General features: G+C 64.1%; 25 protein-coding genes. 12 read left to right on the top strand and 13 right to left on the bottom strand.

Features of this window, described 5'->3' with window-relative positions; genetic code table 11:
- Positions 1-7: 7 nt before the first annotated feature.
- The 9 genes from hflX to dusB form a co-directional block, all read right to left on the bottom strand.
- Positions 8-1,306 carry a GTPase HflX gene (hflX, locus tag KM031_RS00865; protein WP_246566890.1) on the bottom strand — a complete coding sequence of 433 codons (1,299 nt, stop codon included), beginning with the start codon at positions 1,304-1,306 and terminating at the stop codon, positions 8-10.
- 41 nt (positions 1,307-1,347) lie between these two features.
- Positions 1,348-1,581 (bottom strand): RNA chaperone Hfq, encoded by a 234-nt coding sequence (gene hfq, locus KM031_RS00860; RefSeq protein ID WP_054303569.1) that lies wholly within the window; start codon positions 1,579-1,581, stop codon positions 1,348-1,350.
- 136 nt (positions 1,582-1,717) lie between these two features.
- Positions 1,718-3,235 carry a TrkH family potassium uptake protein gene (locus KM031_RS00855; RefSeq protein ID WP_246566891.1) on the bottom strand — a complete coding sequence of 506 codons (1,518 nt, stop codon included), beginning with the start codon at positions 3,233-3,235 and terminating at the stop codon, positions 1,718-1,720.
- Positions 3,236-3,238: 3 nt separating this feature from the next.
- Positions 3,239-4,615, bottom strand: coding sequence for a Trk system potassium transporter TrkA (trkA, locus tag KM031_RS00850; protein WP_215504245.1), 1,377 nt, complete (start codon positions 4,613-4,615; stop codon positions 3,239-3,241).
- 127 nt (positions 4,616-4,742) lie between these two features.
- Complete coding sequence (gene ntrX / locus KM031_RS00845) at positions 4,743-6,161, bottom strand: nitrogen assimilation response regulator NtrX (protein ID WP_215504246.1); 1,419 nt, start codon at positions 6,159-6,161, stop codon at positions 4,743-4,745.
- Complete coding sequence (locus tag KM031_RS00840; RefSeq protein ID WP_215504247.1) at positions 6,158-8,479, bottom strand: sensor histidine kinase NtrY-like; 2,322 nt, start codon at positions 8,477-8,479, stop codon at positions 6,158-6,160. Before KM031_RS00840 ends, ntrX begins: the two co-directional genes overlap by 4 nt.
- Before the next feature lie 54 nt (positions 8,480-8,533).
- Positions 8,534-9,898, bottom strand: a complete 1,365-nt coding sequence (locus tag KM031_RS00835; protein ID WP_215504248.1) for a response regulator — start codon at positions 9,896-9,898, stop codon at positions 8,534-8,536.
- Entirely contained in the window at positions 9,898-11,016 is a 1,119-nt protein-coding gene (locus KM031_RS00830; protein ID WP_215504249.1) for a two-component system sensor histidine kinase NtrB, read from the bottom strand. Before KM031_RS00830 ends, KM031_RS00835 begins: the two co-directional genes overlap by 1 nt.
- Complete coding sequence (gene dusB / locus KM031_RS00825; protein ID WP_215504250.1) at positions 11,013-11,993, bottom strand: tRNA dihydrouridine synthase DusB; 981 nt, start codon at positions 11,991-11,993, stop codon at positions 11,013-11,015. The genes KM031_RS00830 and dusB overlap by 4 nt, the downstream gene beginning before the upstream one ends.
- A 182-nt stretch (positions 11,994-12,175) precedes the next feature.
- Between dusB and KM031_RS00820 the strand changes: the two genes are divergently transcribed.
- The 3 genes from KM031_RS00820 to KM031_RS00810 are packed head-to-tail and all read left to right on the top strand — an operon-like array spanning position 12,176 to position 14,276.
- A complete protein-coding gene (locus KM031_RS00820; protein ID WP_215504251.1) occupies positions 12,176-13,300 on the top strand; it encodes a bifunctional 2-C-methyl-D-erythritol 4-phosphate cytidylyltransferase/2-C-methyl-D-erythritol 2,4-cyclodiphosphate synthase in 1,125 nt (374 codons plus the stop codon).
- Positions 13,297-13,794 carry a phosphatidylglycerophosphatase A family protein gene (locus tag KM031_RS00815; RefSeq protein WP_215504252.1) on the top strand — a complete coding sequence of 166 codons (498 nt, stop codon included), beginning with the start codon at positions 13,297-13,299 and terminating at the stop codon, positions 13,792-13,794. The genes KM031_RS00820 and KM031_RS00815 overlap by 4 nt, the downstream gene beginning before the upstream one ends.
- Positions 13,791-14,276, top strand: a complete 486-nt coding sequence (locus KM031_RS00810; protein ID WP_215504253.1) for a CinA family protein — start codon at positions 13,791-13,793, stop codon at positions 14,274-14,276. The genes KM031_RS00815 and KM031_RS00810 overlap by 4 nt, the downstream gene beginning before the upstream one ends.
- Here the strand turns inward: KM031_RS00810 and KM031_RS00805 are convergent.
- Positions 14,252-14,710: a type II toxin-antitoxin system RatA family toxin gene (locus KM031_RS00805; protein ID WP_215504254.1), complete on the bottom strand. Its 459-nt coding sequence runs from the start codon at positions 14,708-14,710 to the stop codon at positions 14,252-14,254. The genes KM031_RS00810 and KM031_RS00805 overlap by 25 nt on opposite strands.
- Before the next feature lie 69 nt (positions 14,711-14,779).
- Between KM031_RS00805 and hpt the strand changes: the two genes are divergently transcribed.
- The 4 genes from hpt to KM031_RS00785 all read left to right on the top strand — a co-directional run bounded on the left by hpt (position 14,780) and on the right by KM031_RS00785 (position 16,963).
- Positions 14,780-15,319, top strand: coding sequence for a hypoxanthine phosphoribosyltransferase (hpt, locus tag KM031_RS00800; protein ID WP_215504255.1), 540 nt, complete (start codon positions 14,780-14,782; stop codon positions 15,317-15,319).
- The gene (locus tag KM031_RS00795; protein WP_215504256.1) at positions 15,316-15,810 is read left to right on the top strand and encodes a mismatch-specific DNA-glycosylase; all 495 of its coding nucleotides are present in this window, start codon (positions 15,316-15,318) and stop codon (positions 15,808-15,810) included. Before hpt ends, KM031_RS00795 begins: the two co-directional genes overlap by 4 nt.
- A complete protein-coding gene (locus KM031_RS00790) occupies positions 15,807-15,980 on the top strand; it encodes a hypothetical protein (protein ID WP_260692026.1) in 174 nt (57 codons plus the stop codon). The genes KM031_RS00795 and KM031_RS00790 overlap by 4 nt, the downstream gene beginning before the upstream one ends.
- Before the next feature lie 95 nt (positions 15,981-16,075).
- On the top strand, positions 16,076-16,963 hold the full coding sequence (locus tag KM031_RS00785; RefSeq protein WP_215504257.1) for a cytochrome c: 888 nt from the start codon (positions 16,076-16,078) through the stop codon (positions 16,961-16,963).
- A gap of 16 nt (positions 16,964-16,979) precedes the next feature.
- Here the strand turns inward: KM031_RS00785 and lipA are convergent, their stop codons facing one another.
- Positions 16,980-17,930 carry a lipoyl synthase gene (gene lipA, locus KM031_RS00780; protein WP_215504258.1) on the bottom strand — a complete coding sequence of 317 codons (951 nt, stop codon included), beginning with the start codon at positions 17,928-17,930 and terminating at the stop codon, positions 16,980-16,982.
- A 125-nt stretch (positions 17,931-18,055) separates the two neighbouring features.
- On the opposite strand from lipA, the gene KM031_RS00775 reads away from it, so the two are divergent.
- From KM031_RS00775 to KM031_RS00765, 3 genes are all read left to right on the top strand, one after another.
- Complete coding sequence (locus KM031_RS00775) at positions 18,056-18,742, top strand: aquaporin (RefSeq protein ID WP_215504259.1); 687 nt, start codon at positions 18,056-18,058, stop codon at positions 18,740-18,742.
- 144 nt (positions 18,743-18,886) lie between these two features.
- The gene (locus KM031_RS00770; protein ID WP_215504260.1) at positions 18,887-19,435 is read left to right on the top strand and encodes a peroxiredoxin; all 549 of its coding nucleotides are present in this window, start codon (positions 18,887-18,889) and stop codon (positions 19,433-19,435) included.
- 157 nt (positions 19,436-19,592) lie between these two features.
- Complete coding sequence (locus tag KM031_RS00765) at positions 19,593-20,156, top strand: hypothetical protein (protein WP_246566893.1); 564 nt, start codon at positions 19,593-19,595, stop codon at positions 20,154-20,156.
- Positions 20,157-20,163: 7 nt separating this feature from the next.
- On the opposite strand, the gene KM031_RS00760 is transcribed toward KM031_RS00765, so the two are convergent.
- The gene (locus KM031_RS00760) at positions 20,164-21,291 is read right to left on the bottom strand and encodes a DUF6456 domain-containing protein (protein WP_215504262.1); all 1,128 of its coding nucleotides are present in this window, start codon (positions 21,289-21,291) and stop codon (positions 20,164-20,166) included.
- Positions 21,292-21,520: 229 nt separating this feature from the next.
- Between KM031_RS00760 and KM031_RS00755 the strand changes: the two genes are divergently transcribed.
- Positions 21,521-21,814, top strand: a complete 294-nt coding sequence (locus KM031_RS00755; protein ID WP_215504263.1) for a DUF6477 family protein — start codon at positions 21,521-21,523, stop codon at positions 21,812-21,814.
- Positions 21,815-21,883: 69 nt separating this feature from the next.
- Here KM031_RS00755 and KM031_RS00750 read toward each other — a convergent pair whose 3' ends face one another.
- Positions 21,884-23,425: a trimethylamine methyltransferase family protein gene (locus KM031_RS00750; RefSeq protein WP_215504264.1), complete on the bottom strand. Its 1,542-nt coding sequence runs from the start codon at positions 23,423-23,425 to the stop codon at positions 21,884-21,886.
- 231 nt (positions 23,426-23,656) lie between these two features.
- On the opposite strand from KM031_RS00750, the gene guaA reads away from it, so the two are divergent.
- Positions 23,657-25,231 (top strand): glutamine-hydrolyzing GMP synthase, encoded by a 1,575-nt coding sequence (guaA, locus tag KM031_RS00745; protein WP_215504265.1) that lies wholly within the window; start codon positions 23,657-23,659, stop codon positions 25,229-25,231.
- Positions 25,232-25,321: the final 90 nt, after the last annotated feature.

Genomic DNA, 25,321 nt, shown 5'->3' with positions numbered 1-25,321 from the left:
TTGGCCCTTACAGCCCGCGCCAGCACGCCTCTTGCCGCGCCGTCCAGCGCAGATCCAGCTGCCAGCCCTCATCAAGCTGCCGTTCAGCCAGCACCACGCCCTCGGCGTGCAGCCAGGCGTGTTTGCGGCCTTCGGAGAACGGCAGGGTGAGCGTGAGGTCGGTCTTTTCTTCGTCGAAGGCGGTGCTGACAGCCTCAAGCAGCCGGTTCAGCCCCTCGCCGGTCAGGGCAGAGACGGCAAAGACATGCTCGCGCGCCTCGGCCTGCCGGATCAGCCCGTCATGGGTGGTGGCATCGACCAGATCAAGCTTGTTCCACACCTCGAACATCGGCGTGGCGGCCTTTACCCCGAGGCTGGCCAGAATATCGGTGACATCCGCCGCCTGTTCCGCGCTTTCCGGGTGGGCGATGTCGCGCACATGCAGGATCAGATCTGCCTCCAGCACCTCTTCCAGCGTGGCGCGGAAGGCGGCAACCAGTTGCGTCGGCAGATCCGAAATGAAGCCCACCGTATCCGACAGGATCACCTTGCGCCCCGAGGGCAGCGTGACGCCGCGCATCGTGGGATCGAGCGTGGCAAACAGCATGTCCTTGGCCAGAACCTCGGCCCCGGTCGCGCGGTTGAACAGCGTGGATTTGCCGGCGTTGGTATAGCCGACCAGCGCCACAATCGGGAACGGCACCTTGCGGCGCGCGGCGCGGTGCAACTCGCGGGTGCGCACCACCTTGTCGAGCTGGCGCTTGATGCGGATGACCTGATCGTCAATCGCGCGCCGGTCGGCCTCGATCTGCGTCTCGCCGGGGCCTCCGACAAAGCCAAACCCACCGCGCTGGCGTTCAAGGTGGGTCCAGGCGCGGACCAGCCGGGTGCGCTGATAGGACAGCGCCGCCAGCTCCACCTGCAACACACCCTCGCGGGTGCGGGCGCGATCCGCAAAAATCTCAAGGATCAGGCCGGTGCGGTCGAGCAGTTTGACGCCCCATTCCTTTTCCAGATTGCGCTGCTGCACCGGGCTGACCGGGCCGTCCACCAGCACCAGTTCGACCTCTTCGGCGGCAAAGCGCGCCTTCAGCTCGGCCACCTTGCCCGATCCGAACAACATGCCCGGTTGCAGGCGCGGCAGGCGCACGACCTCGGCCCCCAGAACCTCCATCCCCGGCAGCGCTGCGGCCAGCGACACCGCTTCGGCCAGCCCGTGTTCGGGCAGCCGACGGGCCTTGTCGGCGCGGATATCCGGATGCAGCACCCAGGCCCGTGTCGGGCGGGCGGCGGTCTCATAGGCGTCGATCCCGCTGCCGTCTCGCAACAGCGGGTCGAACTCGTCCTCATCGTCTGGAAGATCGGAAATCAGTCTTCACCTTCATAAAGGTTGATCGGTGCGCCCGGCATGATCGTGGAAATCGCGTGTTTATACACGAGTTGCGATTGCCCATCGCGGCGCAGAAGCACGCAGAAATTGTCAAACCAGGTGATGACGCCCTGAAGCTTCACCCCATTGATCAAAAAAATCGTGACCGGAACTTTCGCCTTCCGCACATGATTGAGAAAAGCGTCCTGCAAATTCTGTTTGTCGGCAGCCATTTTTTTTTGCCTTTTTTTATCGCGCGGTCCTGATGCGCCACCCGTCCTCGTTCTGGTTTGGCAGCAGAATCAGTATGTCTGGCCTCGCAGGGAGATTCCAGCCCAAAAACAGCCCGTTATACGGGCAATTGCCTATTCATTTCCGCCATTGCTCGGGCGTCAGCAGCGCCAGAACCGCCAGCGCCTCGATCCGGCCCAGAACCATGGCAACGCCCAGAATCACCTTGGCGTCAAAGCCCAGTTCGGCAAAGCGCACGGGAACCTCGCCCGCCAGCGCTGCCAGCGGCCCGGTATTGGACAGCGCGGCAATCGCAAGGATCAGCGCCGGATCAAAGCCGATGCCCACCAAAGTCAGCGCCGCCACCACGGCGGCGATCGACAGCGCAAACAGCATGAAGAACACCCAGGCGACATGCGCGCCCTCGCCGCGCAGCCGCCGGGCCGAGGCCCCGGCCCCGCCGACCGAATGGGGATGGATCAGCCGCTCCATCTCGCGCTGGCCATGGCGGAACAACGCATAGACGCGCAACAGCTTGACCCCGCCCGCCGTCGTGGCCACGCCACCGCCAATCACCGCAAGCCCCAGCAGGATCAGGCCATGAGTCTCCAGCCCCGACCAGATCCGTGCCGAGGCCCATTGATCGGCAGCAAATCCGGTGGTGGTCAGGAAGGACAGTGCGGTGAAGGCAGTGCCCCACAGAACGTGGAAAAACGCAGGCAGATCCTGCCCTTCGGCGTTTTCAATGGCCCCGACCCAGTGGCGCAGGAACAGCACGACCGTCACCACCGCCACCAGCCCCGCCGCCATGCGCACCTCGGGGTCGCGATAAAGCGGCAGGCCACGATCCGCAAAAAACGCCCCCGGATAGGCGCGGCGGGTGATGCCCAGCGTCAGGAACAGCGCAATCAGCATCTCGCCCGGCACCCCGGCCTGCGCGGCGGTCAATCCGGCATCCGGCGTGATGCCACTGGTCGACAGCGTGGCCATGGCAAGGCACAGCGCCACAAAACCGCTTTCTCCCGCCATCGCCAGCCCGATCCACAGCAGCAGGGTGAAGCCCGCATAGGCCGGAAACAGCAGGATGGCAAAGCGCGTCACCCGTTCGGACGGATCGGCGATGCGGGTGATCTGCGGCGCGCCTGCGTCGCCTGCGATACGCCCGCCCAGAACCTCCATGCCGCCAAGATTCATCGGCATCAGCACGGCCACGCCCATCAGCAGGATATAAAACCCGCCCAGCCAGCCCACCAGCGAGCGCCACAGATGCAGGCTGGGCGCCAACCGGCCCGGCGTGTCATACAGCGTCGCCCCGGTGGTGGTGAAGCTCGACAGCATCTCGAACCAGGCGTTCGCAAAGGTGGTATCCGGCACCGCCTCGTGAAACGGGATGGCGAGCATCAGCGGCAACACCAGATAGGCCCCGACCAGCGCCTTCAGATGGCTGCGCCGTGGGTCGCGCGGCCGGGCATTGGCGGTGGCCAGCGCAATCATGCCGGTGAACATCAGCAGGATCAGCGCCGAATAGAAGAACGGCCGCCCGACATCATGCTGGCGCAGCGCATAGGCGTGCATGCTCGGCACCAGCATGGACACCGAGGCAATCGCCATCAGGATGACGATCAGCGGCAGATCAAGAAGGCGGCGCAGGATCATGGCTCAGAAAAAGTCGATGGAGACTTGCAGCAGCCGCTCCACTTCCGGCACGTCCTTGGCCATGGCGAACATGGCAATGGCATCGCCCTCGTCGATGCGCAGATCGCCGGTGGGTTTCATCACCTTGTCGCCCTTCATCACCGCGCCGACCAGCACGCCTTCGGGAAATTCGATATCCCGGATCAGGCGGCCCGCCAGCGGCGAGGTGCCCAGAACCTGCGCCTCGATCACCTCGGCCTCGGCATCGCCGATGGAATAGATCGCCCGCACCCGGCCATGCCGGATGTGGCGCAGGATCGAGCTGACGGTGGTGGCGCGCGGGTTGATATAGGCGTCAATGTCCAGTTCGGCCATCAGCGGCACCAGCGTCGGGTCGTTGACCAGTGCGATGGCCATCGGACAGCCCGCCGATTTGGCCCGCACCGCCACCAGCATATTGGTCTTGTCATCATCGGTGACGGCCAGAACCGCATCGGCCCGGTCAATCGCCGCTTCCATCAGCAGGTCGATATCCATGCCGTCGCCGTTCAGCACGATGGTGCGTTGCAGGTTGTCGGCGGCATATTCGGCGCGGGCGCGGTTCTTTTCGATCACCTTGGCGCGGATCCGGTCGGTCCGCGCCTCCAGCGCGCGGGCCACGGCCAGACCGACATTGCCGCCACCGATGATCACCACCCGCTCTTGTTTCTTGGTGCTTTTGCCAAAGATATCCAGCGTGCGGTTTACATCCTCGATATGGGCCAGCACATAGATCTGATCTTCGGCAAACAGCTGATCCCCCGGTTCGGGCGCGAACAGCCGCCCCTTGCGGCGCACGCCGACCACGATGGCGCGCAGGGTGGAAAACAGCTCGTTCAACTGGCGCAAGGGCGTGTTCAGCGCCGGGCAATCGGCATCCAGCGCGATGCCCAGAAGCTGCGCCTTGCCGCCAAAGAAGCTTTCGGTATCAAAGGTGGCGGGGGCCGCCAGCCGCTGCATCGCCGCCTCGGCCACCTCGCGCTCGGGCGAGATCACCACATCAATCGGCAGATGGTCGCGGCGGTAGAGATCGGAATAGATCGCATCCAGATAACTTTGAGCCCGCAGCCGCGCAATCTTGCGCGGCACGCCGAATATGGAATGGGCCACCTGACAGGTGACCATGTTCACCTCGTCGGAATAGGTGGCGGCGATGATCATGTCGGCATCGCGTGCCCCGGCCTTCTCCAGCACATCGGGATAGCTGGCAAAGCCGGTGATGCCCTGCACATCCAGCGTTTCGGTGGCGCGGCGCACCAGATCGGCGTTGCTGTCCACCACCGTCACGTCATTGCGTTCGCCCGAGAGGTGGCGGGCGATCTGCCAACCCACCTGCCCTGCGCCACAGATGATCACCTTCATGGGAAAGCCCTCGTTTGGATCGGGTCAGGCATGGCATGGGTGGGGGATGGGGTCAACACGCGAGCTGAGCGGCGACCTTGCGGAACCGCGCAGCTTGGCTGCCATCACCTGTCCGGGGATGCGCCGATCACTCGTCGCCATCCTCCTCCTCATCATCCTCCAGCCGCGCCATGCGGCCGCCAGATTTGGCGGTGGTCACCACCCCCAGCGATTTCAGTTTGCGGTGCAGGGCCGAGCGCTCCATGCCGACGAAATTCGCGGTGCGCGAGATATTGCCGCCAAAGCGGTTGATCTGCGTCAGCAGGTATTCCTTTTCGAACAGTTCGCGCGCCTCGCGCAGGGGCAGCGTCGCCATGGCACCACCCAGCACCATGCGGCCCTCGTCGCTGCCCGGCGTCTCGCGGCCCGGCAGTTCTTTGGCCTCGACCGGGCCGGTGCCATCGCCCAGGATCAGCACCCGTTCGATCACATTGCGCAACTGGCGCACATTGCCCGGCCATTGCATCGTTTGCAGCATCGCTTCGGCATCCGGCGTCAGATTGCGCAGCGGCAGACCTTGCGAGCGGTGGAACATATCAATGAAATGCCGCGTCAGTTCAGGGATGTCTTCGCGGCGTTCCTCAAGGCTCGGCACGCCGATCGGCACCACGTTCAGCCGGTCATACAGCTCCTGCCGAAACCGGCCTGCGGTGATTTCATGGCGCAGATCGCGGGTGGTCGAGCTGATCACCCGCAGATCGACGCGCACCTTGTCGGCCCCGCCTGCGCGGGTGAATTGCTGATCCACCAGCACCCGCAGGATCTTCGACTGAGTGCCCAGCGGCATATCGGCCACTTCATCGAAATAGACCACACCACCATGCGCCTGTTCCAGCAGACCCGGCTCGACGCCCCGCTCGGGCGTTTCACGTCCGAACAACACTTCTTCCATGCGTTCGGGTTCAATCGCCGCCGACGAGACCGAGATGAACGGTGCCGAGGCCCGGTTGGAATTGGTATGGATAAAACGCGCTGCCATTTCCTTGCCCGATCCGGCAGGCCCGGTCAGCATCACGCGACCATTGGATTTCGTCACCTTTTCCAGCTGCGCCTTCAAGGCACGGAAGGCGGGTGAATTGCCCAGCATTTCCGAGGCAGTCACATCGCGGCGGCGCAATTCGCTGTTTTCACGCCGCAGCCGCGAGGTTTCCATCGCGCGGCTGACAACGACCATCAACTGATCAATGTTGAAGGGCTTCTCGATGAAGTCATAGGCCCCCTGTTTGATCGCGGCCACCGCAATCTCGATATTGCCATGGCCGGAAATGATTACCACCGGCACATCCGGGTTGTCGCGTTTGACGGTTTTCAGAATGTCGATCCCGTCCATCCGGCTGTCTTTCAGCCAGATGTCGAGGATCATCAGCGCCGGGGCCTCGGCATTGATCGCGGCGATACATTCATCCGCATTGGCGGCGAGCCGCACCTGAAACCCTTCGTCGCGCAGAATATCCCCGATCAATTCCCGGATATCGCGTTCGTCGTCCACAATTAGAATATTGCTCATGCGTCCCCCTGGCCGTCCATGGCCGATGCTTTGCCCCGTGTGCGGGTCGGGCGCAGGGCCCGTGGCAGACGGATCTCCGCCAGCGCGCCCGCATGGGCATTGCCGTCAAATATCGGCGCGTCGGTCAGGATGAGCGACCCGCCATGTTCCTCGATGATCTTCTTCACGATGGGCAGGCCAAGGCCGGTGCCCTTTTCGCGGGTGGTGACATAGGGCTCGAACAGCCGCGCCCGGTCGGGCGGCAGGCCCACGCCATTGTCGGCAATGGTGATCAGCACATCCGCCTCGCTGGCCACGCAGGCCACGCGGATTTCCGGCTGAAACCCTGCCGGCGCCCCTTTTTCGATCAGACCTTCAATCGCTTCACCCGCATTCTTGATCAGATTGGTCAAAGCCTGTCCGATCATGGTGGCATCCAGATCCAGCAGCAAGGGCGCATCCGGCAGATCGGCCTGAAGCCGCACATCGGGAAGCCCCACATCCTGCAACACCACCGCATCGCGCAGCAGTCTGGTCAAATCGGTTTCACGACGATCCGGTTCCGGCATCCGCGCGAATTTTGAAAACTCGTCGACGATGCGGCGCAGGTCATTGGTCTGGCGCACAATCACGTCAGTATACTGCTCCAGATCTGCGGGTTCGGCCACCTGGCTGCGGAACTTGCGTTTGATCCGCTCGGCAGAGAGCTGGATCGGGGTCAGCGGGTTCTTGATCTCATGCGCGATGCGCCGGGCCACATCGCCCCAGGCCGCCATACGCTGCGCCGATACCAGATCGGTCACATCGTCAAAGGCCACCACATAACCTTCCAGCCGCCCACTGTCGTTGCGCCGCACCGACATGCGCACCAGCAGGCTTTCCATCCGGCCCTGACGTGTCAGCCGGATTTCCTCTTGCACCGCCCCGCCGCCGCCCTGGCGCAGCCGTTCCAGCAGGGCCCCGAATTCCGGCACAGCGACGGCGAGCGCCACATCCGCCTTGCCCTCGTGGAAATCCAGCAGCCGTTCTGCCGCACGGTTGACGAAATCCACATCGCCATCGGCATCCAGCCCGATCACCCCGGCCGTCACCGAGGACAGCACGGAATCAAACAGCCGCCGCCGCCGCTCGGTCTGGCGGTTGTTCTCCATCAACGCATCGCGCTGGCCCTTCAACTGGCGGGTCATCTGGTTGAACACGCGGCCCAGCGTGGCGATTTCGTCATCGCCCTCTTCCTCGATCACCTGCACATCCATATCACCCGCGCCGACGCGCTGCGCCGCACCGGCCAGCCGCCCGACCGGGCGCGCCAGCCGTTCCGCAAACCACAGGCCCAGCCAGACCGCCGCCAGAATGAGGATCAGCGCAAAGCCCAGATACAGCAGCCCGAATTCAAACAGCAGCCGACCGCGCGCCGTTTCCACCTGCTGATAAAGGCGCACGGTTTCCTTGGTTTCATCCAGCAGGCTGAGCAGTGATCCGTCCACTGCGCGCGAGACATAGAGATAGCGGTCGGCATAGGCCTCAAGATGCACCAGCGCGCGAAACTCGTTATTCGCCCAGTCCTGAATGATCACCGTTTCGCCCGATTGCGCCTGCGCGATCTGTTCCGGCGTCGGTTTTTCAAAATCGAAGAGATAGGATTTGTCGCCGCGCGTGCGCAACTCGCCGCCGCCGTCGATCAGAAAGGCCTCGCGCAGACCGCGCTGGATCCGCTCCTGCGCCTGCGTCAGCAGCGGGCGCAGTTGCGTGTCGTCCAGAAAGAAGGTCGATTTCTTGGCAACATTCAGAAAGGCGGCGAAGGCCTGCGCGTCTTCGGTCAGATCTTCACGGTGTTCGCCCTCATAGGCCTCGGCAGCGGCCAGCGAGGCCCCGACCACGCGCTGCACCCGGTCTGAAAACCAGCCCTCAAGGCCGATATTCACCGTCAGCACCGCAAAAACCGCCACCAGCACCGTGGGTGTCAGCGCCACCAACGCAAAAACCCCGGTCAGCCGCATGTGCAGCCGCGATCCAGCCGATTGCTTGCGCCGGTCGGCCACCATGCGTGCCACGCGGGCCAGCACAAGGGCGGCCACCAGCGCGACATAGACAAAGTCGATCAGAAGGATGATCCGCAGCAGCGTCGATCCGGCCCCGCCATCCAGCGGCCCCAGCGCCAGCAGGGTCGAGACGACCAGCACCGGCCCCAGCACGACAAGGCTCAGCGTCAGCAGGGTCTGCACCCGACGCTGACGCCGCAGCCGTGTCAGCCGCAGAACCCAGGTGTTGCTATGTGCCACAGCCCGCAAAATACCAAAGCCCCCAAAACATGAGGGCGATTCCGCCCCCGCAGCCATATCTTGTTGCGTGAATCGGGGCTCGGCCCGCAAGACACGCTATATGTTGCGGTTTTACATCAGCTTGCGCCGCCGTGTCACGCGAATATCCAGCTCGGTGATCTTCTTGCGCAAGGTATTGCGGTTGATGCCCAGCAGGTCGGCACATTTGGCCTGATTGCCGCCGGTGGCATCCAGCGCGATTTCGATCAGCGGTGCCTCCACCTCGCGCAGGATGCGGGTATAGACGCCGGGCGGCGGCAATTGGCCGCCATGCAGATCGAAATACCGCTTCAGATGCCGTGCGACCGAGGCCGAGAGCTTGTCGCCCTCACCCGCGCCCTTCATCGGCTCTGGCAAGGGCTGGCTGCCCAGGGCGGCCTCAACCTCGGCGCGGCTGATATCCGGCTCGGACGAGGTGACCATCAGGCGCTTGAGCGTGTTTTCCAGCTGCCGCACATTGCCCGGCCAGCTATAGGCGCGCAGAATTTCGCGCGCATCGGGCGACAGGCGGCGCACCGTGCCGAAATCGCGTTCACCGCGCGCAAGGAAGTGTTCGGCCAGCAGCGGAATGTCATCCACCCGCTCGCGCAGGCTGGGCACATGCAGCGTGACGCCGCCCAGACGGTAGAACAGATCCTGCCGGAAAGCCCCCGCCTCCATCCGGGCCGCCAGATCGCTCTGGCTGGTGGCCATGATGCGCGGCGCATTGTCGCCCAGCATATCCAGCATACGCACGATGCGGGCCTGCGCCTCGTCATCCAGATCAGCCACTTCATCAAACACCAAAGACCCGCCCCGCGCCTTGGCCAGCAGCGCCGAAGGCCCGTCCATCCCTTGCAGATCCGCCGCCTGTGCCACCACGAAGGGCATGGTGCGCCGGTCTGAAAAGTCATGGATCGCACGGGCAATCAGCGATTTTCCGGTGCCCGACTCGCCGGTGATCAGCACCGCGAGATCGGTGTTCATCACCCGCGCCACCAGCCGGTACAGCGCCTGCATCGCCGGGGTGCGCCCCACCAGCGGCAGATCGTCGCCCGCCTCGCGCGGGGTGGCCGCCACTTTCGGCGCGCGGCGCTTCATGTCCAGCGCGCGGGCTGAGCGTTTCATCAGATCGGGCAGATCGAAGGGTTTCGGCAGATAGTCGAACGCCTCGGCCTCGGCGGCCTGAATGGCGGTCATGATGGTGTTCTGCGCCGAAATCACGATCACCGGCAGGCCGGGCCGCATGTTGGAGATCTTGGGCAAAGCCTCAAGCCCGTTACCATCGGGCATGATCACATCCGAAATCACCAGATCGCCCTTGCCCTCTTCGACCCAGCGCATCAGCGTCACCAGCGACGAGGTTGCGTGAACCTTGCATCCCGCCCGTGTCAGCGCCTGTGTCAGCACCGTGCGGATCGTGCGGTCATCATCGGCTACCAGAACCGTGCCATCCATCAGCCTGCATCCTTCTTGTGCATTTCCCGTGCCGTCGGCTCACGTGGGGCCACCGACAACGACACCCGGAACACGGTGCGACCCGGAACCGAATCCACCGCAATCCATCCGTCATGTTCCGTGATGATCTTGCTTACCAGCGCGAGGCCCAGCCCCGTGCCGTTTTCCTTGCCCGAAACGAAGGGCTCGAAGATTTCGCCCGCGATGCCGGGCGGCAGGCCGGGACCGTTGTCGATGATCTCCACCTGCAAGGGCAGCGCCTTGCCCGGCCCGTCCTTGCGGCGCAGCCGCAGCGACAGGTCATAGCGGGTGCGCAGGCGGATGGTGCCGCCCTCGCCGCCCGCCGCCTCGGCCGCGTTCTTGATCAGGTTCAGGAACACCTGCATCAGCTGATCGGGGTCGGCATAGGTCGGCGGCAACGAGGGATCATATTCCTCGATGATCTTCATGCGCGCGGCAAAACCGACCAGTGCCGATTTGCGCGCCCGGTCAAGCGCGTCATGGATATTCACCGCGCGACGGTCCGGCGGGCGCAGATTGCCGAATTGTTCGACCTGCTCCAGCAGCTTCACGATGCGCCGGGTTTCCTCGACAATCAGCTCGGTCAACTCGCGGTCCTCGGGGCCCAGCCCCATCGACAACAGCTGCGCCGCGCCGGAAATGCCCGCCAGCGGGTTCTTGATCTCATGCGCCAGCATCTCGGCCATGCCGATGGCCGATTTTGCCGCCGTTTTCGCCGCCCCCGCCCGGCCCAGCCGATCCGCGATTTCGCGCGGGCTGATCAGCAGCATCAGCACATGCGGATCATCGGCCATCGGCGCGATCTGCACCGTGCATTGCATGGGGGGCTTTTCGCCGCTGGTCACATCGACATCATTGATGAACAGCGCCGATTGATTGGCCCGCGCCCGTGCAAAGGCCTCGTCCATCTGCGCGTCGATATGCACCCGGTCAAACACCGGCTGGCCCTTCAGATTGCGCGACGAGGCGTTCAGAAACAGCTCTGCCGCCGGGTTGGTTTCCAGAATGGCGCCGGATTCGTCGATCAGCAGCGCCGGAATCGGCAAGGAGGCCCAGATCACCCCCGGCACAGGATAGGGTTGGCGAAAGCCCTTCATGCCGCGACCCTTTCCTGATGTGCAAACGCATGGCGCAGCGCCACAATCACCTGTGCCGGGCTGTCGCCGGTCAGGATCGGGGCGCGGTATGCCTCCAGCCCCGCCGTTTCCAGATACCAGCCCAGATGCTTGCGCGCGATCTTGATGCCCAGTTCGGTGCCGTAGAAGGCCAGCATCGCCTCGTAATGCCCAATCACCAGATCGGCCAGCGCATCGCCCTGTGGCACCACCGGCGCGGGCGTGCCATACAGCGCCGCCGCCACCTGCGCCAAGAGCCAGGGCCGCCCCTGCGCGCCGCGCCCGATCATCACGCCCTCTGCCCCCGACAGGCGCAGCGCCTCGGCCGCCGTTGCGGCATCGACAATATCACCATTGGCAATCACCGGCACCGATACGGCCTGCGTCACCCCCCGGATCGCCGCCCAATCCGCCTGCCCCTTGTAGAACTGACAGCGTGTGCGGCCATGGATGGTGATCATCTTCACGCCCGCCGCCTCGGCCCGCTGTGCCAGCGTCGGCGCGTTCAGCAGCGCATCATCCCAGCCAAGCCGGGTCTTGAGCGTGACCGGCACCGAGACCGCGCCCACCACCGCCTCGATCAGGCGCAGCGCATGGTCCAGATCCTTCATCAGCGCCGAGCCGGAATAACCATTGGTCACCTTCTTGGCCGGGCAGCCCATATTGATGTCGATCACCCGCGCGCCCTGTGCCGCGACATATTTCGCGGCCTCTGCCATCCAGTAGGGTTCGCGCCCGGCCAGTTGCACCGAAGTGGCCGCCTCACCGAAGCCCAGCTCTGCCCGCGCCCGTGCCAGAGGGCGCGCCTGCACCACCTCCTGGCTTGCCACCATCTCGCTGACCACCAGCCCGACGCCGAACGAGGCGACCAGCTTGCGGAACGGCAGATCGGTGATCCCGGCCAGCGGCGCCAGAAGCACCGGAGGCGTGATGGATATTTCGGCCAATTGCAGCGGCACCTGTTGCGTCCTTGTCTGTTAATTCAGCAGCTATCCCTGCCACTGCCCTGTGACAACGGCAAGACGCCGCATTTCTGTGCGGAAAGCACGAACAGCCTAATTATTAGGCGATTTCGGCGGAATGTGCCACCGCATTGTCATGTGCAAACCCTTGGCCTATGGAGGGGCAACAGGAGATGCTGATGACGACAGCCGCCATTATCGTGGCCGCAGGGCGCGGCACAAGGGCCGGAGGCGCGGTTCCCAAGCAATGGCAAAGCCTTGCCGGTCAGCCGGTGCTGGCCCATACGCTTGCGGCCTTTGCCGGGATGCGGCGGGTTCTGGTGATCCATCCCGACGACCGGGCGCAGGCCGAAGGTCTTGGCGCCGATGTGCAGATTGTCGCGGGCGGGGCCAGCCGGACCCAATCGGTGCGCAATGCGCTGGAGGCGCTGGTGGGCAGCGGTGTGTCGCGGGTGCTGATCCATGATGGCGCAAGGCCGCTGGTCAATGCCGGGCTGATTGCGCGCATGTCTGCGGCGCTGGACCATGGCCCCGCCGCCGCCCCCGCCCTTGCCGTGACCGATGCGCTGTGGCGCGGCACCGAGGGCACGGTTGCAGGCACGCAATCGCGTGACGGGCTGTGGCGGGCACAGACACCGCAGGCCTTTCACTTCGACGCCATTCTGGCCGCCCACCGCGCCCATCCGCAAGAGGCCGCCGATGATGTCGAAGTGGCACGCGCGGCTGGCCTGCCTGTGACGATCGTGCCGGGCAGCGACGACAATCTGAAACTCACCTTCCCCGGCGATTTTGCCCGCGCGGAAGCGATCCTGAAAGGACGCCGCATGGAAATCCGGCTTGGCAATGGATTTGACGTTCACGCCTTCACGGCGGGCGATCACGTCTGGCTCTGTGGCGTCAAGGTGCCGCATGACAAGGCGCTGCTGGGCCATTCCGACGCCGATGTCGGCATGCACGCGCTGACCGATGCCATCTATGGCGCGCTGGCCATGGGCGATATCGGGCGGCATTTCCCGCCCTCCGACCCGCAATGGAAGGGCGCGGAAAGCCACATCTTCCTGCGACATGCCATTGAAACGGCGCGGGAAATGGGGTTCCGGCTGATGAATTGCGATGTGACGATGATCTGCGAGCGACCCAAGATCGGCCCCCATGCCGAAGCGATGCGCGCCTGCCTTGCCACCATCATGGGAGTGGAGCTGGCGCGTGTGTCGGTCAAGGCCACCACCTCGGAACGGCTGGGCTTCACCGGGCGCGAAGAGGGCATTGCCGCACTCGCCACCGCCACCTTGGTGCAGGCATGATCCGGGTTCTGACAACCTTTTTCGGGCTGGGCCTGCTGCGCCCGGCGCCTGGCACCTGGGGCTCTGCCGGGGCGATTGCTCTTGGGTTGGCGATTGATCGGTATCTTGGCTTCCCGGCACTGGTTTTCGCAACAATTCTGGTGACTTGCCTTGGGTTTTTCGCGTGCCGGATCGCGCTGGCCGACCGGCCGAGCGAGGACCCGTCGGAAATCGTGATCGACGAGGTGGCCGGGCAATGGCTGGCGCTGCTGTTCCCTGCCGCGGCCTTCTGGCATCGCGGCATCGAGGATTGGGCCGTGGTCGCCTATCCCGGCTGGCTGGCGGCCTTTCTGTTCTTCCGGCTGTTCGACATCTGGAAACCCTGGCTGGTGGGCCGGGCCGACCGGCGCGGTGATCCGGCGGGCGTGATGCTGGATGATCTCTGGGCGGGGCTGTTCGCGGGCCTTGCCACGCTGCTGGCCGCTGCTGTGGCGCATGGGGTACTGATGCAATGAAAGCCAGGCAAATTCTTGATCTTGCCAGAGGATCTTCAACCACCATCAGCACGGCGGAAAGCTGCACCGGCGGCCTGATCGCAGCAGCACTGACCGAGGTAGCTGGGGCGTCGGATGTGTTCGACCGCGGCTTTGTGACCTATTCCAATGCCGCCAAACAGGCGATGATCGGCGTGCAGGCCGAAACGCTGGCCGCCCATGGCGCGGTGTCCGAACAGGTGGCCGTGGAAATGGCAGAGGGCGCGCTGGCGCAGTCCAATGCCAATCTGGCGGTTTCGGTCACCGGCATCGCCGGTCCGGGCGGATCAGAGTTCAAACCCGAAGGCCGGGTGTGTTTCGGGCTGGCGCAAGAAGGCGCTGCAACCCTTTGTGAAACCGTGGAATTTGGCGCATTGGGCCGGTCTGCCGTGCGGCAGGCGGCCTGCGATCACGCGCTGGATCTGCTGTTGGGCGCGGTTCAGGAGCGCAGGCCCGCGCCATGAAGCTCCAGCGCGCGCCGCTCAAAGGCGCGCACGACCCGCTGCATCGCCTCGTTGAACACCACGCCGATGATGCCTTGCAACAAGGCGTTGCGGAATTCGAAATCCACGAAAAACTCCACCTCGCAGCCGCCGTCGACATCGCGGAAGGCCCAGTTGCTTTTCATGTGTTTGAACGGGCCATCCAGATACTCGGTGTCGATCTTCATCGCCTCGGGCCAGAGCGTCACCCGGCTGCCGAATTTCTCGCGGAATACCTTGAAGCTGATGACCAGATCCGCCTCCATCACCTCGCCCCCGGGGATCGGCTGGCGCGAGCGGATGCGCGCCGCCGCCGTCCAGGGCAGGAATTTCGGGTAAGAGCCGACATCCGCCACAAGATCGTACATCTGCTGTGCGCGATACGGCAGGACCTTTGTCTCGTGATGCGTTGGCATGGGCCCTCTTCGCGGCGTGACTTTCCCATGGGTTTTGGGTAAAGCGGGCAAGGAAATCAAGGGGCCGACATGCCGCAGAGAGCATATGTGATTGATCAGATGATTTCGGCCAAGGCGATTGCCGCCCGTGTCGAGGCGCTGGCGCGCGAAATCACCGCGCATTACCGGGGCACGGACAAGCTTGTCGTGGTGGGGCTGTTGCGGGGATCCTTCGTGTTCATCGCCGATCTGGTGCGCGAGCTGGATCTGCCGGTGGAGGTGGATTTTCTGGAAGCCTCGTCGTATGGCGATGCGATGCACTCGAGCCGAGAGGTGCGTATTCTCAAGGACTTGCGCGGCGAGATTGCCGGGCGTGATGTGCTGGTGGTCGAAGACATCGTGGATACCGGCTTCACGCTCAGCCATGTGATCCGCCTGCTGCGCTCGCGCGAGCCGAAGCGGCTGGAGGTTTGTGCCCTGCTCGACAAACCGACCCGGCGCGAGGTGGACATCCGCGCCACCTGGACCGGATTCGAGATTCCCGATGAATTTGTCGTGGGTTACGGCATCGACTTCGCGCAACGCAATCGCAACCTGCCCTATATCGGCAAGGTGCGTTTCACCGAATGATCCTGCCCGATTTTCTGCGCCCCGGCTTGCGCGCGGTTTTTTGCGGCACGGCGGCGGGCAGGGTGTCGGCGGCGCGGGGGCATTATTATGCAGGCCCTGGCAACCGCCTCTGGCCGATGCTGGCGGAAACCGGGCTGACGCCGCGGCGGCTTGCCCCCCACGAAGATCACCTGATGCCGGAATTCGGGCTGGGCCTGACCGATCTGGCCAAGACGGCCTTTGGCAGCGACATGCAGATCCCGCCAGAAGCCTATGATTCGGAAGGTCTTTTTCAGAAGATGATGCAGAACGCGCCCCGCTATCTTGCCTTTACCAGCCTGACCGCCGCGCGTCTGGCACTGGGGCGCGCGGCGCTTGCGCCCGGTGCGATCACCCCCGATCCGCGGTTGCCCGATGTGCGGCTCTGGGCGCTGCCATCCCCTTCGGCGCTGGCAAAAAGCCATTTCCGGGCCGATATCTGGCACGAATTTGCACGGGAGATACAGCGTTGAACATGACATGGCTGCTGCGCATGGCCCGCTGGGCACGCAACCCGCCGTCTCCGGCGCGGGTGAAGCTGGTGCTGGGGGTGGTGGCCGCCTGCCTGATCCTTGCCGGCATTGAATGGATCTGGGGCTGGCCCGAGGCGCTGACGCCCAACAAGATCCCGCGCAAACCCTGACCGCAGGTCACGGATCTGTGGTCGGCTGAAAATCCATCGGCAGAGACGACAAGACGCGCTAAGCTGGCCGAAGCCGATTTTGCCAGAGGTCCTTCATGCGCCTGATCCCCAGCCTTGCCTTGCTTGCCGCCCTTGGTGCCGCCGCCGGATGGTGGCTGACGGCACCAAAACCCCTGCCCGCCGCGCTGACCGCCGGACTGACCGGCGATGTGGCAAAGGGCGAACAGGTGTTCTGGGCGGCGGGCTGTGCCTCGTGCCACATGGCACCGGGGGCTACGGGCGATGCCCAGCTTCTCCTGACCGGCGGGCAGCGTTTCGCATCGGATTTTGGCACATTCCTCGCCCCCAATATCTCCACAGATCCGACCCATGGCATCGGCGGCTGGAGTCTTGCGCAATTCGCCGATGCGGTGATGTGCGGCGTCTCTCCCGAGGGGCAGCATTATTACCCGGCCTTTCCCTATGCCGCCTTTGGCAAGATGCAGGTGCAGGATGTAGCGGATCTGAAGGCCTTCATGGATACATTGCCCGCCGATGCGACGCCCAGCCTGCCGCACGAGATCGGTTTTCCCTTCAACATCCGGCGCAGCCTTGGCGGCTGGAAATTGCTGTTCCTGCACGAAGACTGGGTGATTGACGGAGAACTGACAGAACAGGAGACGCGTGGCCGGTATCTGGCCGAGGCGATGGCCCATTGCGGCGAATGTCATACGCCGCGCAACCTGCTTGGCGGGTTGCAATTGTCACGCTGGCTGGCGGGTGCACCCAATCCCGATGGCAAGGGCACGATTCCCAACATCACCCCGGCCAAGCTGGACTGGAGCGCGCCTGACATCGCAAGCTATCTGACCACCGGCTTCACCCCGGAGTTTGACAGCGTCGGCGGCCATATGGCGCATGTGGTTGAAAACTTTGCCCGCCTGCCGGAAAGCGAGGCGGCGGCGGTTGCCGCCTATCTGAAACGGGTGCCCGCCGCCGAGTGAGGGCGGGCACAGCCGGTCAGGCGCGGCCGAGCTTTTCCATCCGCGCCACACGCAGCCGGGCGAAATCATCCCCGGCGTGATAGCTGGACCGGGTGAGCGGCGTGGCCGAAACCATCAGGAACCCCTTGCCATAGGCCGCCTTTTCATAGGCACCGAATTCCTCGGGTGTGACGAAACGATCCACGCGGTGATGTTTGGGTGTCGGTTGCAGATATTGGCCGATGGTCAGAAAATCCACATCGGCGGCGCGCATGTCATCCATGACCTGCCGCACCGATTGCGCATCTTCACCCAGACCCACCATGATGCCCGATTTGGTGAACATGCCGGGATCCAGCTCTTTTACCCGTTGCAACAGGCGCAGGCTGTGGAAATAACGCGCGCCGGGGCGCACGGTCGGATAAAGGCCGGGCACGGTTTCCAGATTGTGGTTGAACACATCCGGGCGCGCCTCGACCACCTTTTCAACCGCTTCCGTCCCGCATTTCAGAAAATCGGGCGTCAGGATCTCGATCGTGGTGCTGGGCGCGCGGTGGCGGATGGCACGAATGGTCTGGGCGAAATGTTCGGCCCCGCCATCTTCCAGATCGTCGCGGTCCACGCTGGTGATGACCACATGGTTCAGCCCCAGCTTCTGCACGGCATGGGCCACCCGGCCCGGCTCGAATGCGTCCAGCGCATTTGGCTTGCCGGTGGCGATGTTGCAGAAGGAACAGCCACGGGTGCAGATGTCGCCCATGATCATCATGGTGGCGTGGCCTTGGCTCCAGCATTCGCCGACATTCGGGCAACCGGCCTCTTCGCAGACCGTGACCAGCTTGTTTTCGCGCAGCAGATCGCGCGTGTCCTTGTAGCCCTGCGATGTCGGGGCCTTCACGCGGATCCAGCTTGGTTTCTTCGGCTGGTCCTGATCGGGACGATGCGCCTTTTCAGGGTGGCGCTGATCGGGAATTGTGAGGTCGCGCATCGGATATTTCCCCCTGACGGCAGCATATCCCATGACATAAGGCTTTTGCAGGAGCCTGGCAACCTTGGCGCGACGAAGGTCGGGGGCAGGATCTGTGTACAGTATGTGTAAATTCAGGAGCGAGTATGCCGAAGAAACTGATTGCAGAAGGGTTGGGCACGATGATCCTCGTGCTGTTCGGCTGCGGTGCGGCAGTGTTGATGGGCGCAGAGATCGGCATGACCGGAATCGCGCTGGCCTTTGGTCTGGCCATTGTGGCGGCGGCCTATGGTCTGGGCGCGTTTTCAGGCGCGCATCTGAACCCCGCCGTCTCGCTGGGCATGGTGATGGCCGGGCGCATGACGGTGGGCGAGTTTGTCGGCTATGCCGTGGCGCAATGTGTGGGCGCGCTGATCGGCGCGCTGGTGCTGCTGCTGATTGCCAGCGGCAAGGCTGACTACAGCGTTGCGGTGAACGGGCTGGGCCAGAACGGCTTTGGCGCGGGCTATCTGGGCGAATACGGGCTGGGCTCTGCCCTGCTGTTTGAAGGCGTGATGACCTTTCTGTTCGTGACGGTGATCCTGGGCGCAACCGGACCCGAGGCCGCGCCGGGCTTTGCCGGGCTGGCCATCGGTCTGACACTGGCCGCGATTCATCTGGTGGGCATCAATGTTACCGGCGTGTCGGTGAACCCGGCACGCAGCTTTGGCCCGGCGGTTCTGGTCGGCGGTAAGGCGCTGGCGGATCTGTGGGTGTTTGTCGCAGCACCGCTGGCAGGTGGGGCGCTGGCCGGCATCGTTCATGCCATCGGCTTTACCCGTGCCGATGCCTGACCCCGTAGGATTGCGCAAAATCTGTGCAAAATCCTGAGGGTACGAAATTGCCGCGTCGCAGCGTCTTGACCGCTGCGGCGCGGCACATTAGCCCTGAGCGCATCAATTCCCCAAGTCTGGATGACTTTCAGAAGGATGCTCTTCATGATCTCTGGCGCAAAACTGCCGTCCGTCACCTTTCGTACGCGGGTGCGCGACGAAGCGATCGGCGGCCCGAATCCCTACCGCTGGCAGGATATGACGACCGAAGACTACTTCGCGGGCAAGCGCGTCGTGCTGTTCGCACTGCCGGGGGCCTTCACCCCGACCTGCTCCACCTATCAATTGCCGGGCTTTGAAAAGGGCTTTGCCGATTTTCAGGCGCTGGGAATCGACGCGATCTATTGCCTGTCGGTCAATGATGCCTTCGTGATGAACCAATGGGCCAAGGCGCAGGAGCTTCAGAACATCGGCGTGATTCCCGATGGATCGGGCGAATTCACCCGCCGCGTCGGTATGTTGGTGCGCAAGGACAATCTGGGTTTCGGTCTGCGCAGCTGGCGCTATGCGGCGGTGGTCAAGGATGGCGTGATCGAGGGCTGGTTTGAAGAGCCGGGTCTGGCCGACAATCACGAAGAAGACCCCTATGGCGTCTCGTCGCCGGAAAACGTGCTGGCCTGGCTGATGGCCGATGCCCAAGGCGTTGCCGCCTGATCTGTGACCGGGCGCGCGGGGAACAGCGCGCCTTTTCCTTTTGTCGCATTGATCAAGGTCAAAGCCTGCGCCACGGTTTGCGGCGATAGCTTCGCCGCAAGGGGCCTGCGCCACGGTTTGTGGCGATAGCGTCGCCGCAAGGATGGTGCCGATGAGAATGACCGCGCTTTTGTTCGCCCTGCTGGCCCTGCTGTTGACACCGGGCCCGACCAATACGCTGCTGGCGGTGGCCGGAACCGAGCGCGGCTGGCGCGGGGCGCTGTGGCTCATTCCCTATGAGCTGGCCGCCTATCTGGCCGTGACCCTGCCGCTTGTGTTGGGCGGGGCTGTGATCTTGCCGCTGTTGCCGGTGCTGAAGCCGCTGATCACGGCGGCGGCAGCGCTCTGGGTGCTGGTGCTGGCGGTCAGGCTGTGGCGGCTGCCCAAACCGGGGGCCGCGGTGCAAACCTCGGGGCAGCAGGTGTTCATGACGACATTGCTGAATCCCAAGGCGCTGATCATCGGGCTGGTGCTGCTGCCCGGTGCGCCCTTGCTGCCGCGCGTGCTGCTGTTTGCGCTGCTGGTGATCGGCGTCGCCGCGCTGTGGGCCGCCATCGGGGCCTGCCTGTCCGGCGGGCCGGATTGCCCGGCCAACCGGGCGGCCCCGCTGATCCGGCGCAGTGCCGCTGTCTGGCTGGGGGCGCTGTCGGTTGGTTTGCTGATCAGCGCCCTGCCCGCCTGACCCGGCCCTAACCGATCAGCGGGCCGGAGCGCCCATAGGTTTCATCGTAGTGGCGGCGCAGGCGCTGCAAGGCGATGCGCAGCACGATCTTGCCCGAGCGGGCGGCCCAGCCCATGCGCCGCTCTGCCACCTCCAGCCCTTCCAGAAAGCAGCACACGCGCAGCGCCACATCCCCCAGACCAGGGCCAAGATCACGCAGCGCCAGCGCCACCCGCTCGCGCGCGATGGCCGGTGCCCCCACCGGCCCGCTCTCGCCACGCGGCAGGACCATGTCGAGCCCGGTCGCGATGCGATCCCAGTTCTGCGCCATGCGCGGCCCCATTTGCGCCAGTTCAAAATCCTCGCGCAGCCGTTCCGCCGCCGTCACCAGATCCGGCTCCAGAAACACCCGCCCGTCCTTGTCGCGCCGCCGCGCCAGAACGGCCACCGGGCTTTCCGCAACCGTGCAGCGCAGCCGCCGCGCCCCGTCCTCCTCGGCCCCACACCAGACCTGTTTCGGCGCGGTGAAGCTGGCAGCGGCCTCGGCCATGCCAGGATGGCCCATGCGGCGGCGGTCCTCCTCCTCGACCATGCGCTTCAGGGCGGCACGCCCGGTCTGCGTGATGTCATAGGTGGTCAGCCGCCCCTGTTTGCGGCAGGCAATCCAGTCCTTCAGCGCGAATGCCTGTGCCACCGCCCGCTCCAGCACTGCGGTCTGCACCATGCGGCCATCGGCGGCCTCGCGCAGCACGGCGGCCTTTTCCATATCGGGGGCAATCGCCATCACCGCCCCCGGCTCGGCCATGCGGCGCAGGATGCGGCGGCCTTCGCGGGCGATGCCCGCCTCGTCCAAGGCAATGGGGGTGGGGCGCAGCGGCAGTGTCATGTCGGGGATGTCCTTCATCTGGGGATCAGCCGGGCAGACCGAACCTTGCACATTCGCCCGCGCCAGCGCGGCCAGAGCCTCGTCCACCAGCGGATCGTCGCGGCGGGCTTCATAGCGGCGCACCTGTCGCATCACGGTCGAGGCGGCAACGCCTTCCCGCCGTGCCAACTGGCGCAGCGACAGCCCCTCCTCGGTATGGTCGAGATACAGCCGCACGGCATCTGGGAGCCATGCAGGCAGCGTGAAATCTGCACTCAGGTTCGGTTCCATCGTCTCGTTTCCTGCGGCCATCCCCGGCCACCTGCCCTGATTTGGACAAATGCAACCGTGGGTGGCTTTGGTTACCTGATCGTTAACAAAATCGTGAACTCAGGCTCGAGGCCGATAATTGTTTCTAATACCTAAACAAAAGAGACCGCATCGCGCGGTGAAACGCCCCGAAACGCAACGCCCGGTTGCAGCATGCCATTGTCTGCTCATTGAAAACGGGAGACCAGAAATGACAGATTTCCGCACCCTGCTTGCCGACCTGGGCCGCCCCCGCCTGCTGATCCGCGCGGCACGATTTGGCATCGAGGATTATTGCCGCGACCGCGACCTGAAGCGCCTCTTGAACGCCGACAGCCCGGCCAGCCCCGAAAAAGCCCTGCCGCGCCTGCTGTCCGAAGAAGAACGGCTGGAGCAAACCCGCAAAGCCGGCGATGCGAGCTATTCGCTCAACCGTCATATCGAGGTGCTGATCGCGCTGATGGCCGAAGTGCGCCTGTTGCCGCGCGCGCCCCAGCAGATCTAGGCCGCCGCGCGCCCCGCATGAAAAAAGGGCCACGCATCGCGTGGCCCTTTGTTTTTAATGCGCAATCAATCAGATGAAGGCGTCCGGCTCTGCCGCCTTCTTGCGCGCCACATAATCGTCCAGTGACTCGCGGATACCCTCGTCCAGCGCGGGTTGCTGGTAATCCCCCAGCATCTTCTTCACCCGCTCCGCCGCCAGTGTTTCGGTATCGCGCGCGCCTTCCTCATCCCAGGTCTCGAACGGCTTGTAATCCAGCAGATCCGACCGCCAGAACGCACTCTTGAAATTGGCCTGCGTATGGGCACAGCCCAGATAGTGACCACCGGGGCCGACCTCGCGGATCGCATCCATGCCCTGACCGTTCTCATCCATCATCACGCCCTGCGCCAGATGGTGCAGCGTGCCCAGCTGATCGGCGTCCATCACGAATTTCTCGTAAGACGACACCAACCCGCCCTCCAGCCAGCCGCAGGCATGCAGCATGAAGTTCACGCCCGCCAGCAGCGCCATGTTCAGGCTGTTCGCCGTCTCGTAAGCCGCCTGCGCATCCGGCAGCTTGGAGCCGCAGAACGACCCGCCCGACCGATACGGCAGCCCCAACCGCCGCGCCAGTTGCCCGGCCCCATAGGTGATATGCGCGGCCTCCGGCGTGCCAAAGGTCGGCGCACCCGAGTTCATGTCGATCGAGGTCACAAAGGCACCAAAGATCACCGGCGCCCCGGGCCGCACCAACTGGCTATAGGCCACGCCCGCCAGCACCTCGGCCAGAACCTGCGTCAGCGTGCCTGCCACCGTCACCGGCGCCATCGCGCCGCCAACGATGAAGGGAGAGATGATCGCCGCCTGCCCGGCCCTGGCATAGACCTCCAGCGCGCCCATCATCGTCGAATCGAAGGTCAGCGGGCTGTTGATATTGATCAGCGAGGTCATCACCACGTTCTGATCGACGAAATCCGCCCCGAACAGCAGCTTCGACATTTCGACCGAATCGGCAGCGCGCACCGGCTCCGTCACCGATCCCATGAACGGCTTGTCGCTCAGCGTCATATGCGCGTGCAGCATGTCCAGATGGCGTTTGTTCACCGCCACATCGGTCGGCTCGCACACCGTACCGCCGGAATGGTGCAGCCATTTCGACATATAGCCCAGTTTCACGAAATTCTTGAAATCGGCCATGGTGGCATACCGCCGCCCGCCCTCACGATCCCGCACGAAGGGCGGGCCATAGACCGGGGCCAGCACCAGATTGCGTCCGCCGATCTCGACATTGCGCTCGGCGTTGCGGGCGTGCTGGGTAAAGCTGCGCGGCGCAGTGGCACAGAGCTTGCGGGCAAGGCCACGCGGAATATGCACACGTTCACCGCGCACATCCGCCCCCGCCGCTTTCCACAGCGCCAAAGCCCCCGGATTCTCGAGGAAATTCACGCCGATCTCTTCCAGAACGGTCTCCGCGTTCCATTCGATGATCTGCAACGCCTCGTCATTGAGGATCTCGAAATTCGGAATGTTGCGGCTGATGAACTTCGCCGTGTCCAGACTGACCGCCGTGCGCTCTGCCCGACGCGCCGCCCCGCCCCCGCGCGCCCGGCGCCCTGCTGCCACATCGCTCATCGAAATCCTCCGTCCCGCATCCGTCGGGTGCTGCATATTTTCTTCTATATGCCGCCTTTGGTCGCCCCCCCGCACCCTGATTGCGTCACCTGAGGCGCAAAAACGACATGCTGCTTTCGCTTTGGCAAAAATATCCTCGGGGGGAAGGCCGCAGGCCGCAGGGGGGCAGACAGCCCCCCTTTGCCACGCTTTATGCTTGCGATTTCAGTGCCGCAAAGCTAATGCCCGCGCATGACCCAAGCCGCCATTCCCCACACCCACGACCGTCTCCTCATCATCGACTTCGGATCGCAAGTGACGCAGCTGATTGCGCGCCGCCTGCGTGAGCTGAATGTCTATTGTGAAATCCATCCGTTCAACAAAGTGGACGATGCCTTTCTGGCCGCATTCGCGCCAAAGGCGGTGATCCTGTCGGGCGGGCCTGCCTCGGTCTATACCGAGGGCGCGCCGATGCCACCGGCGGGCGTGTTCACCTTGGGCGTGCCCGTGCTGGGCATCTGTTATGGCCAGCAGGTGATGATGCATTGCCTGGGCGGCCATGTCGAAGGCGGTCATGGCACCGCAGAATTCGGCCGCGCCTTTGTCACCCCCACCCCCGCGCGTCTGCCGTTGCTGGAGGGCTGGTTTGCCGAAGGCACCGAACAGGTCTGGATGAGCCATGGCGACCATGTCTCGAAACTGGCCCCCGGCTTCGAGGTCTATGGCACCTCGCCCAATGCGCCCTTCGCCGTCACCGCCGATCCGGCGCGCCAGTTCTATGCCGTGCAGTTCCACCCCGAGGTGCATCACACCCCGAAAGGCGCACAGCTTTACGCGAATTTCGTCAGGATGGCCGGGTTCAAGGGCGACTGGACCATGGGCGCCTACCGTGAAGAGGCAATCCGCAAGATCCGCGACCAGGTCGGCTCGGGCCGGGTGATCTGCGCATTGTCCGGCGGTGTCGACAGTTCGGTTGCCGCCGTGCTGATCCATGAGGCGATCGGCGAGCAGCTGACCTGTGTCTATGTCGATCACGGGCTGATGCGGCTGGGCGAATCGGAACAGGTCGTCAGCATGTTCCGCGAACATTACAATCTGCCGCTGATCCATGCCGACGAATCCGATCTGTTCCTCGGCAAGCTCGACGGCGTGTCGGATCCCGAAACCAAACGCAAGATCATCGGCGGGCTGTTCATCGAAGTGTTCGAGAAACACGCCAAGGCCATCGGCGGCGCGGATTTCCTCGCACAGGGCACGCTCTATCCCGATGTGATCGAATCGGTGTCGTTCAGTGGCGGCCCGTCGGTCACCATCAAGTCGCACCACAATGTCGGCGGTCTGCCCGAACGCATGAACATGAAGCTGGTGGAGCCGCTGCGCGAATTGTTCAAGGACGAAGTGCGCGCGCTGGGCCGCGAGTTGGGCCTGCCGCAAAGCTTCATCGGGCGGCATCCCTTCCCCGGCCCCGGCCTTGCGATCCGCTGCCCCGGCGAGATCACCCGCGAAAAGCTGGATATCCTGCGTCAGGCCGATGCGGTCTATATCGACCAGATCCGCAAACATGGTCTTTATGACGAAATCTGGCAGGCTTTCGCAGCGATCCTGCCGATGAAAACCGTGGGCGTGATGGGCGATACCCGCACCTATGATTATGCGGTCGCGATCCGGGCTGTGACCTCGGTTGATGGCATGACTGCCGATACCTACCCCTTCACCAATGAATTCCTCGGCGAAACGATGACCCGCATCATCAACGAGGTGAAGGGCGTGAACCGTGTGTTCTATGACCTGACCTCGAAACCCCCGGGCACCATCGAACTGGAATAACCGCCTTCCATCGGCACAGCCGGTCAAACCCGTCGCAGCTTCTGCGGCGGGTTTTGCTTTGCAAGGCTGGACAATCGGCACCGTCCACCG

It is taken from the genome of Gemmobacter fulvus, from assembly GCF_018798885.1.
Classification (GTDB): domain Bacteria; phylum Pseudomonadota; class Alphaproteobacteria; order Rhodobacterales; family Rhodobacteraceae; genus Gemmobacter; species Gemmobacter fulvus.
Note: the sequence above shows the minus strand (reverse complement) of the source record. Positions and strands in the feature narration are given on the sequence as shown.

Excerpts from the sequence above, each read along its gene's own strand:
- hfq (WP_054303569.1), bottom strand. The coding sequence starts at position 1,581 with ATGGCTGCCGACAAACAGAATTTGCAGGACGCTTTTCTCAATCATGTG.
- KM031_RS00855 (WP_246566891.1), bottom strand. The coding sequence starts at position 3,235 with ATGATCCTGCGCCGCCTTCTTGATCTGCCGCTGATCGTCATCCTGATG.
- trkA (WP_215504245.1), bottom strand. The coding sequence starts at position 4,615 with ATGAAGGTGATCATCTGTGGCGCAGGGCAGGTGGGTTGGCAGATCGCC.
- ntrX (WP_215504246.1), bottom strand. The coding sequence starts at position 6,161 with ATGAGCAATATTCTAATTGTGGACGACGAACGCGATATCCGGGAATTG.
- KM031_RS00840 (WP_215504247.1), bottom strand. The coding sequence starts at position 8,479 with ATGGCTGCGGGGGCGGAATCGCCCTCATGTTTTGGGGGCTTTGGTATT.
- KM031_RS00835 (WP_215504248.1), bottom strand. The coding sequence starts at position 9,898 with ATGGATGGCACGGTTCTGGTAGCCGATGATGACCGCACGATCCGCACG.
- KM031_RS00830 (WP_215504249.1), bottom strand. The coding sequence starts at position 11,016 with ATGAAGGGCTTTCGCCAACCCTATCCTGTGCCGGGGGTGATCTGGGCC.
- KM031_RS00820 (WP_215504251.1), top strand. The coding sequence starts at position 12,176 with ATGACGACAGCCGCCATTATCGTGGCCGCAGGGCGCGGCACAAGGGCC.
- KM031_RS00815 (WP_215504252.1), top strand. The coding sequence starts at position 13,297 with ATGATCCGGGTTCTGACAACCTTTTTCGGGCTGGGCCTGCTGCGCCCG.
- KM031_RS00810 (WP_215504253.1), top strand. The coding sequence starts at position 13,791 with ATGAAAGCCAGGCAAATTCTTGATCTTGCCAGAGGATCTTCAACCACC.
- KM031_RS00805 (WP_215504254.1), bottom strand. The coding sequence starts at position 14,710 with ATGCCAACGCATCACGAGACAAAGGTCCTGCCGTATCGCGCACAGCAG.
- hpt (WP_215504255.1), top strand. The coding sequence starts at position 14,780 with ATGCCGCAGAGAGCATATGTGATTGATCAGATGATTTCGGCCAAGGCG.
- KM031_RS00795 (WP_215504256.1), top strand. The coding sequence starts at position 15,316 with ATGATCCTGCCCGATTTTCTGCGCCCCGGCTTGCGCGCGGTTTTTTGC.
- KM031_RS00785 (WP_215504257.1), top strand. The coding sequence starts at position 16,076 with ATGCGCCTGATCCCCAGCCTTGCCTTGCTTGCCGCCCTTGGTGCCGCC.
- lipA (WP_215504258.1), bottom strand. The coding sequence starts at position 17,930 with ATGCGCGACCTCACAATTCCCGATCAGCGCCACCCTGAAAAGGCGCAT.
- KM031_RS00775 (WP_215504259.1), top strand. The coding sequence starts at position 18,056 with ATGCCGAAGAAACTGATTGCAGAAGGGTTGGGCACGATGATCCTCGTG.
- KM031_RS00770 (WP_215504260.1), top strand. The coding sequence starts at position 18,887 with ATGATCTCTGGCGCAAAACTGCCGTCCGTCACCTTTCGTACGCGGGTG.
- KM031_RS00765 (WP_246566893.1), top strand. The coding sequence starts at position 19,593 with ATGACCGCGCTTTTGTTCGCCCTGCTGGCCCTGCTGTTGACACCGGGC.
- KM031_RS00760 (WP_215504262.1), bottom strand. The coding sequence starts at position 21,291 with ATGGAACCGAACCTGAGTGCAGATTTCACGCTGCCTGCATGGCTCCCA.
- KM031_RS00755 (WP_215504263.1), top strand. The coding sequence starts at position 21,521 with ATGACAGATTTCCGCACCCTGCTTGCCGACCTGGGCCGCCCCCGCCTG.
- KM031_RS00750 (WP_215504264.1), bottom strand. The coding sequence starts at position 23,425 with ATGAGCGATGTGGCAGCAGGGCGCCGGGCGCGCGGGGGCGGGGCGGCG.
- guaA (WP_215504265.1), top strand. The coding sequence starts at position 23,657 with ATGACCCAAGCCGCCATTCCCCACACCCACGACCGTCTCCTCATCATC.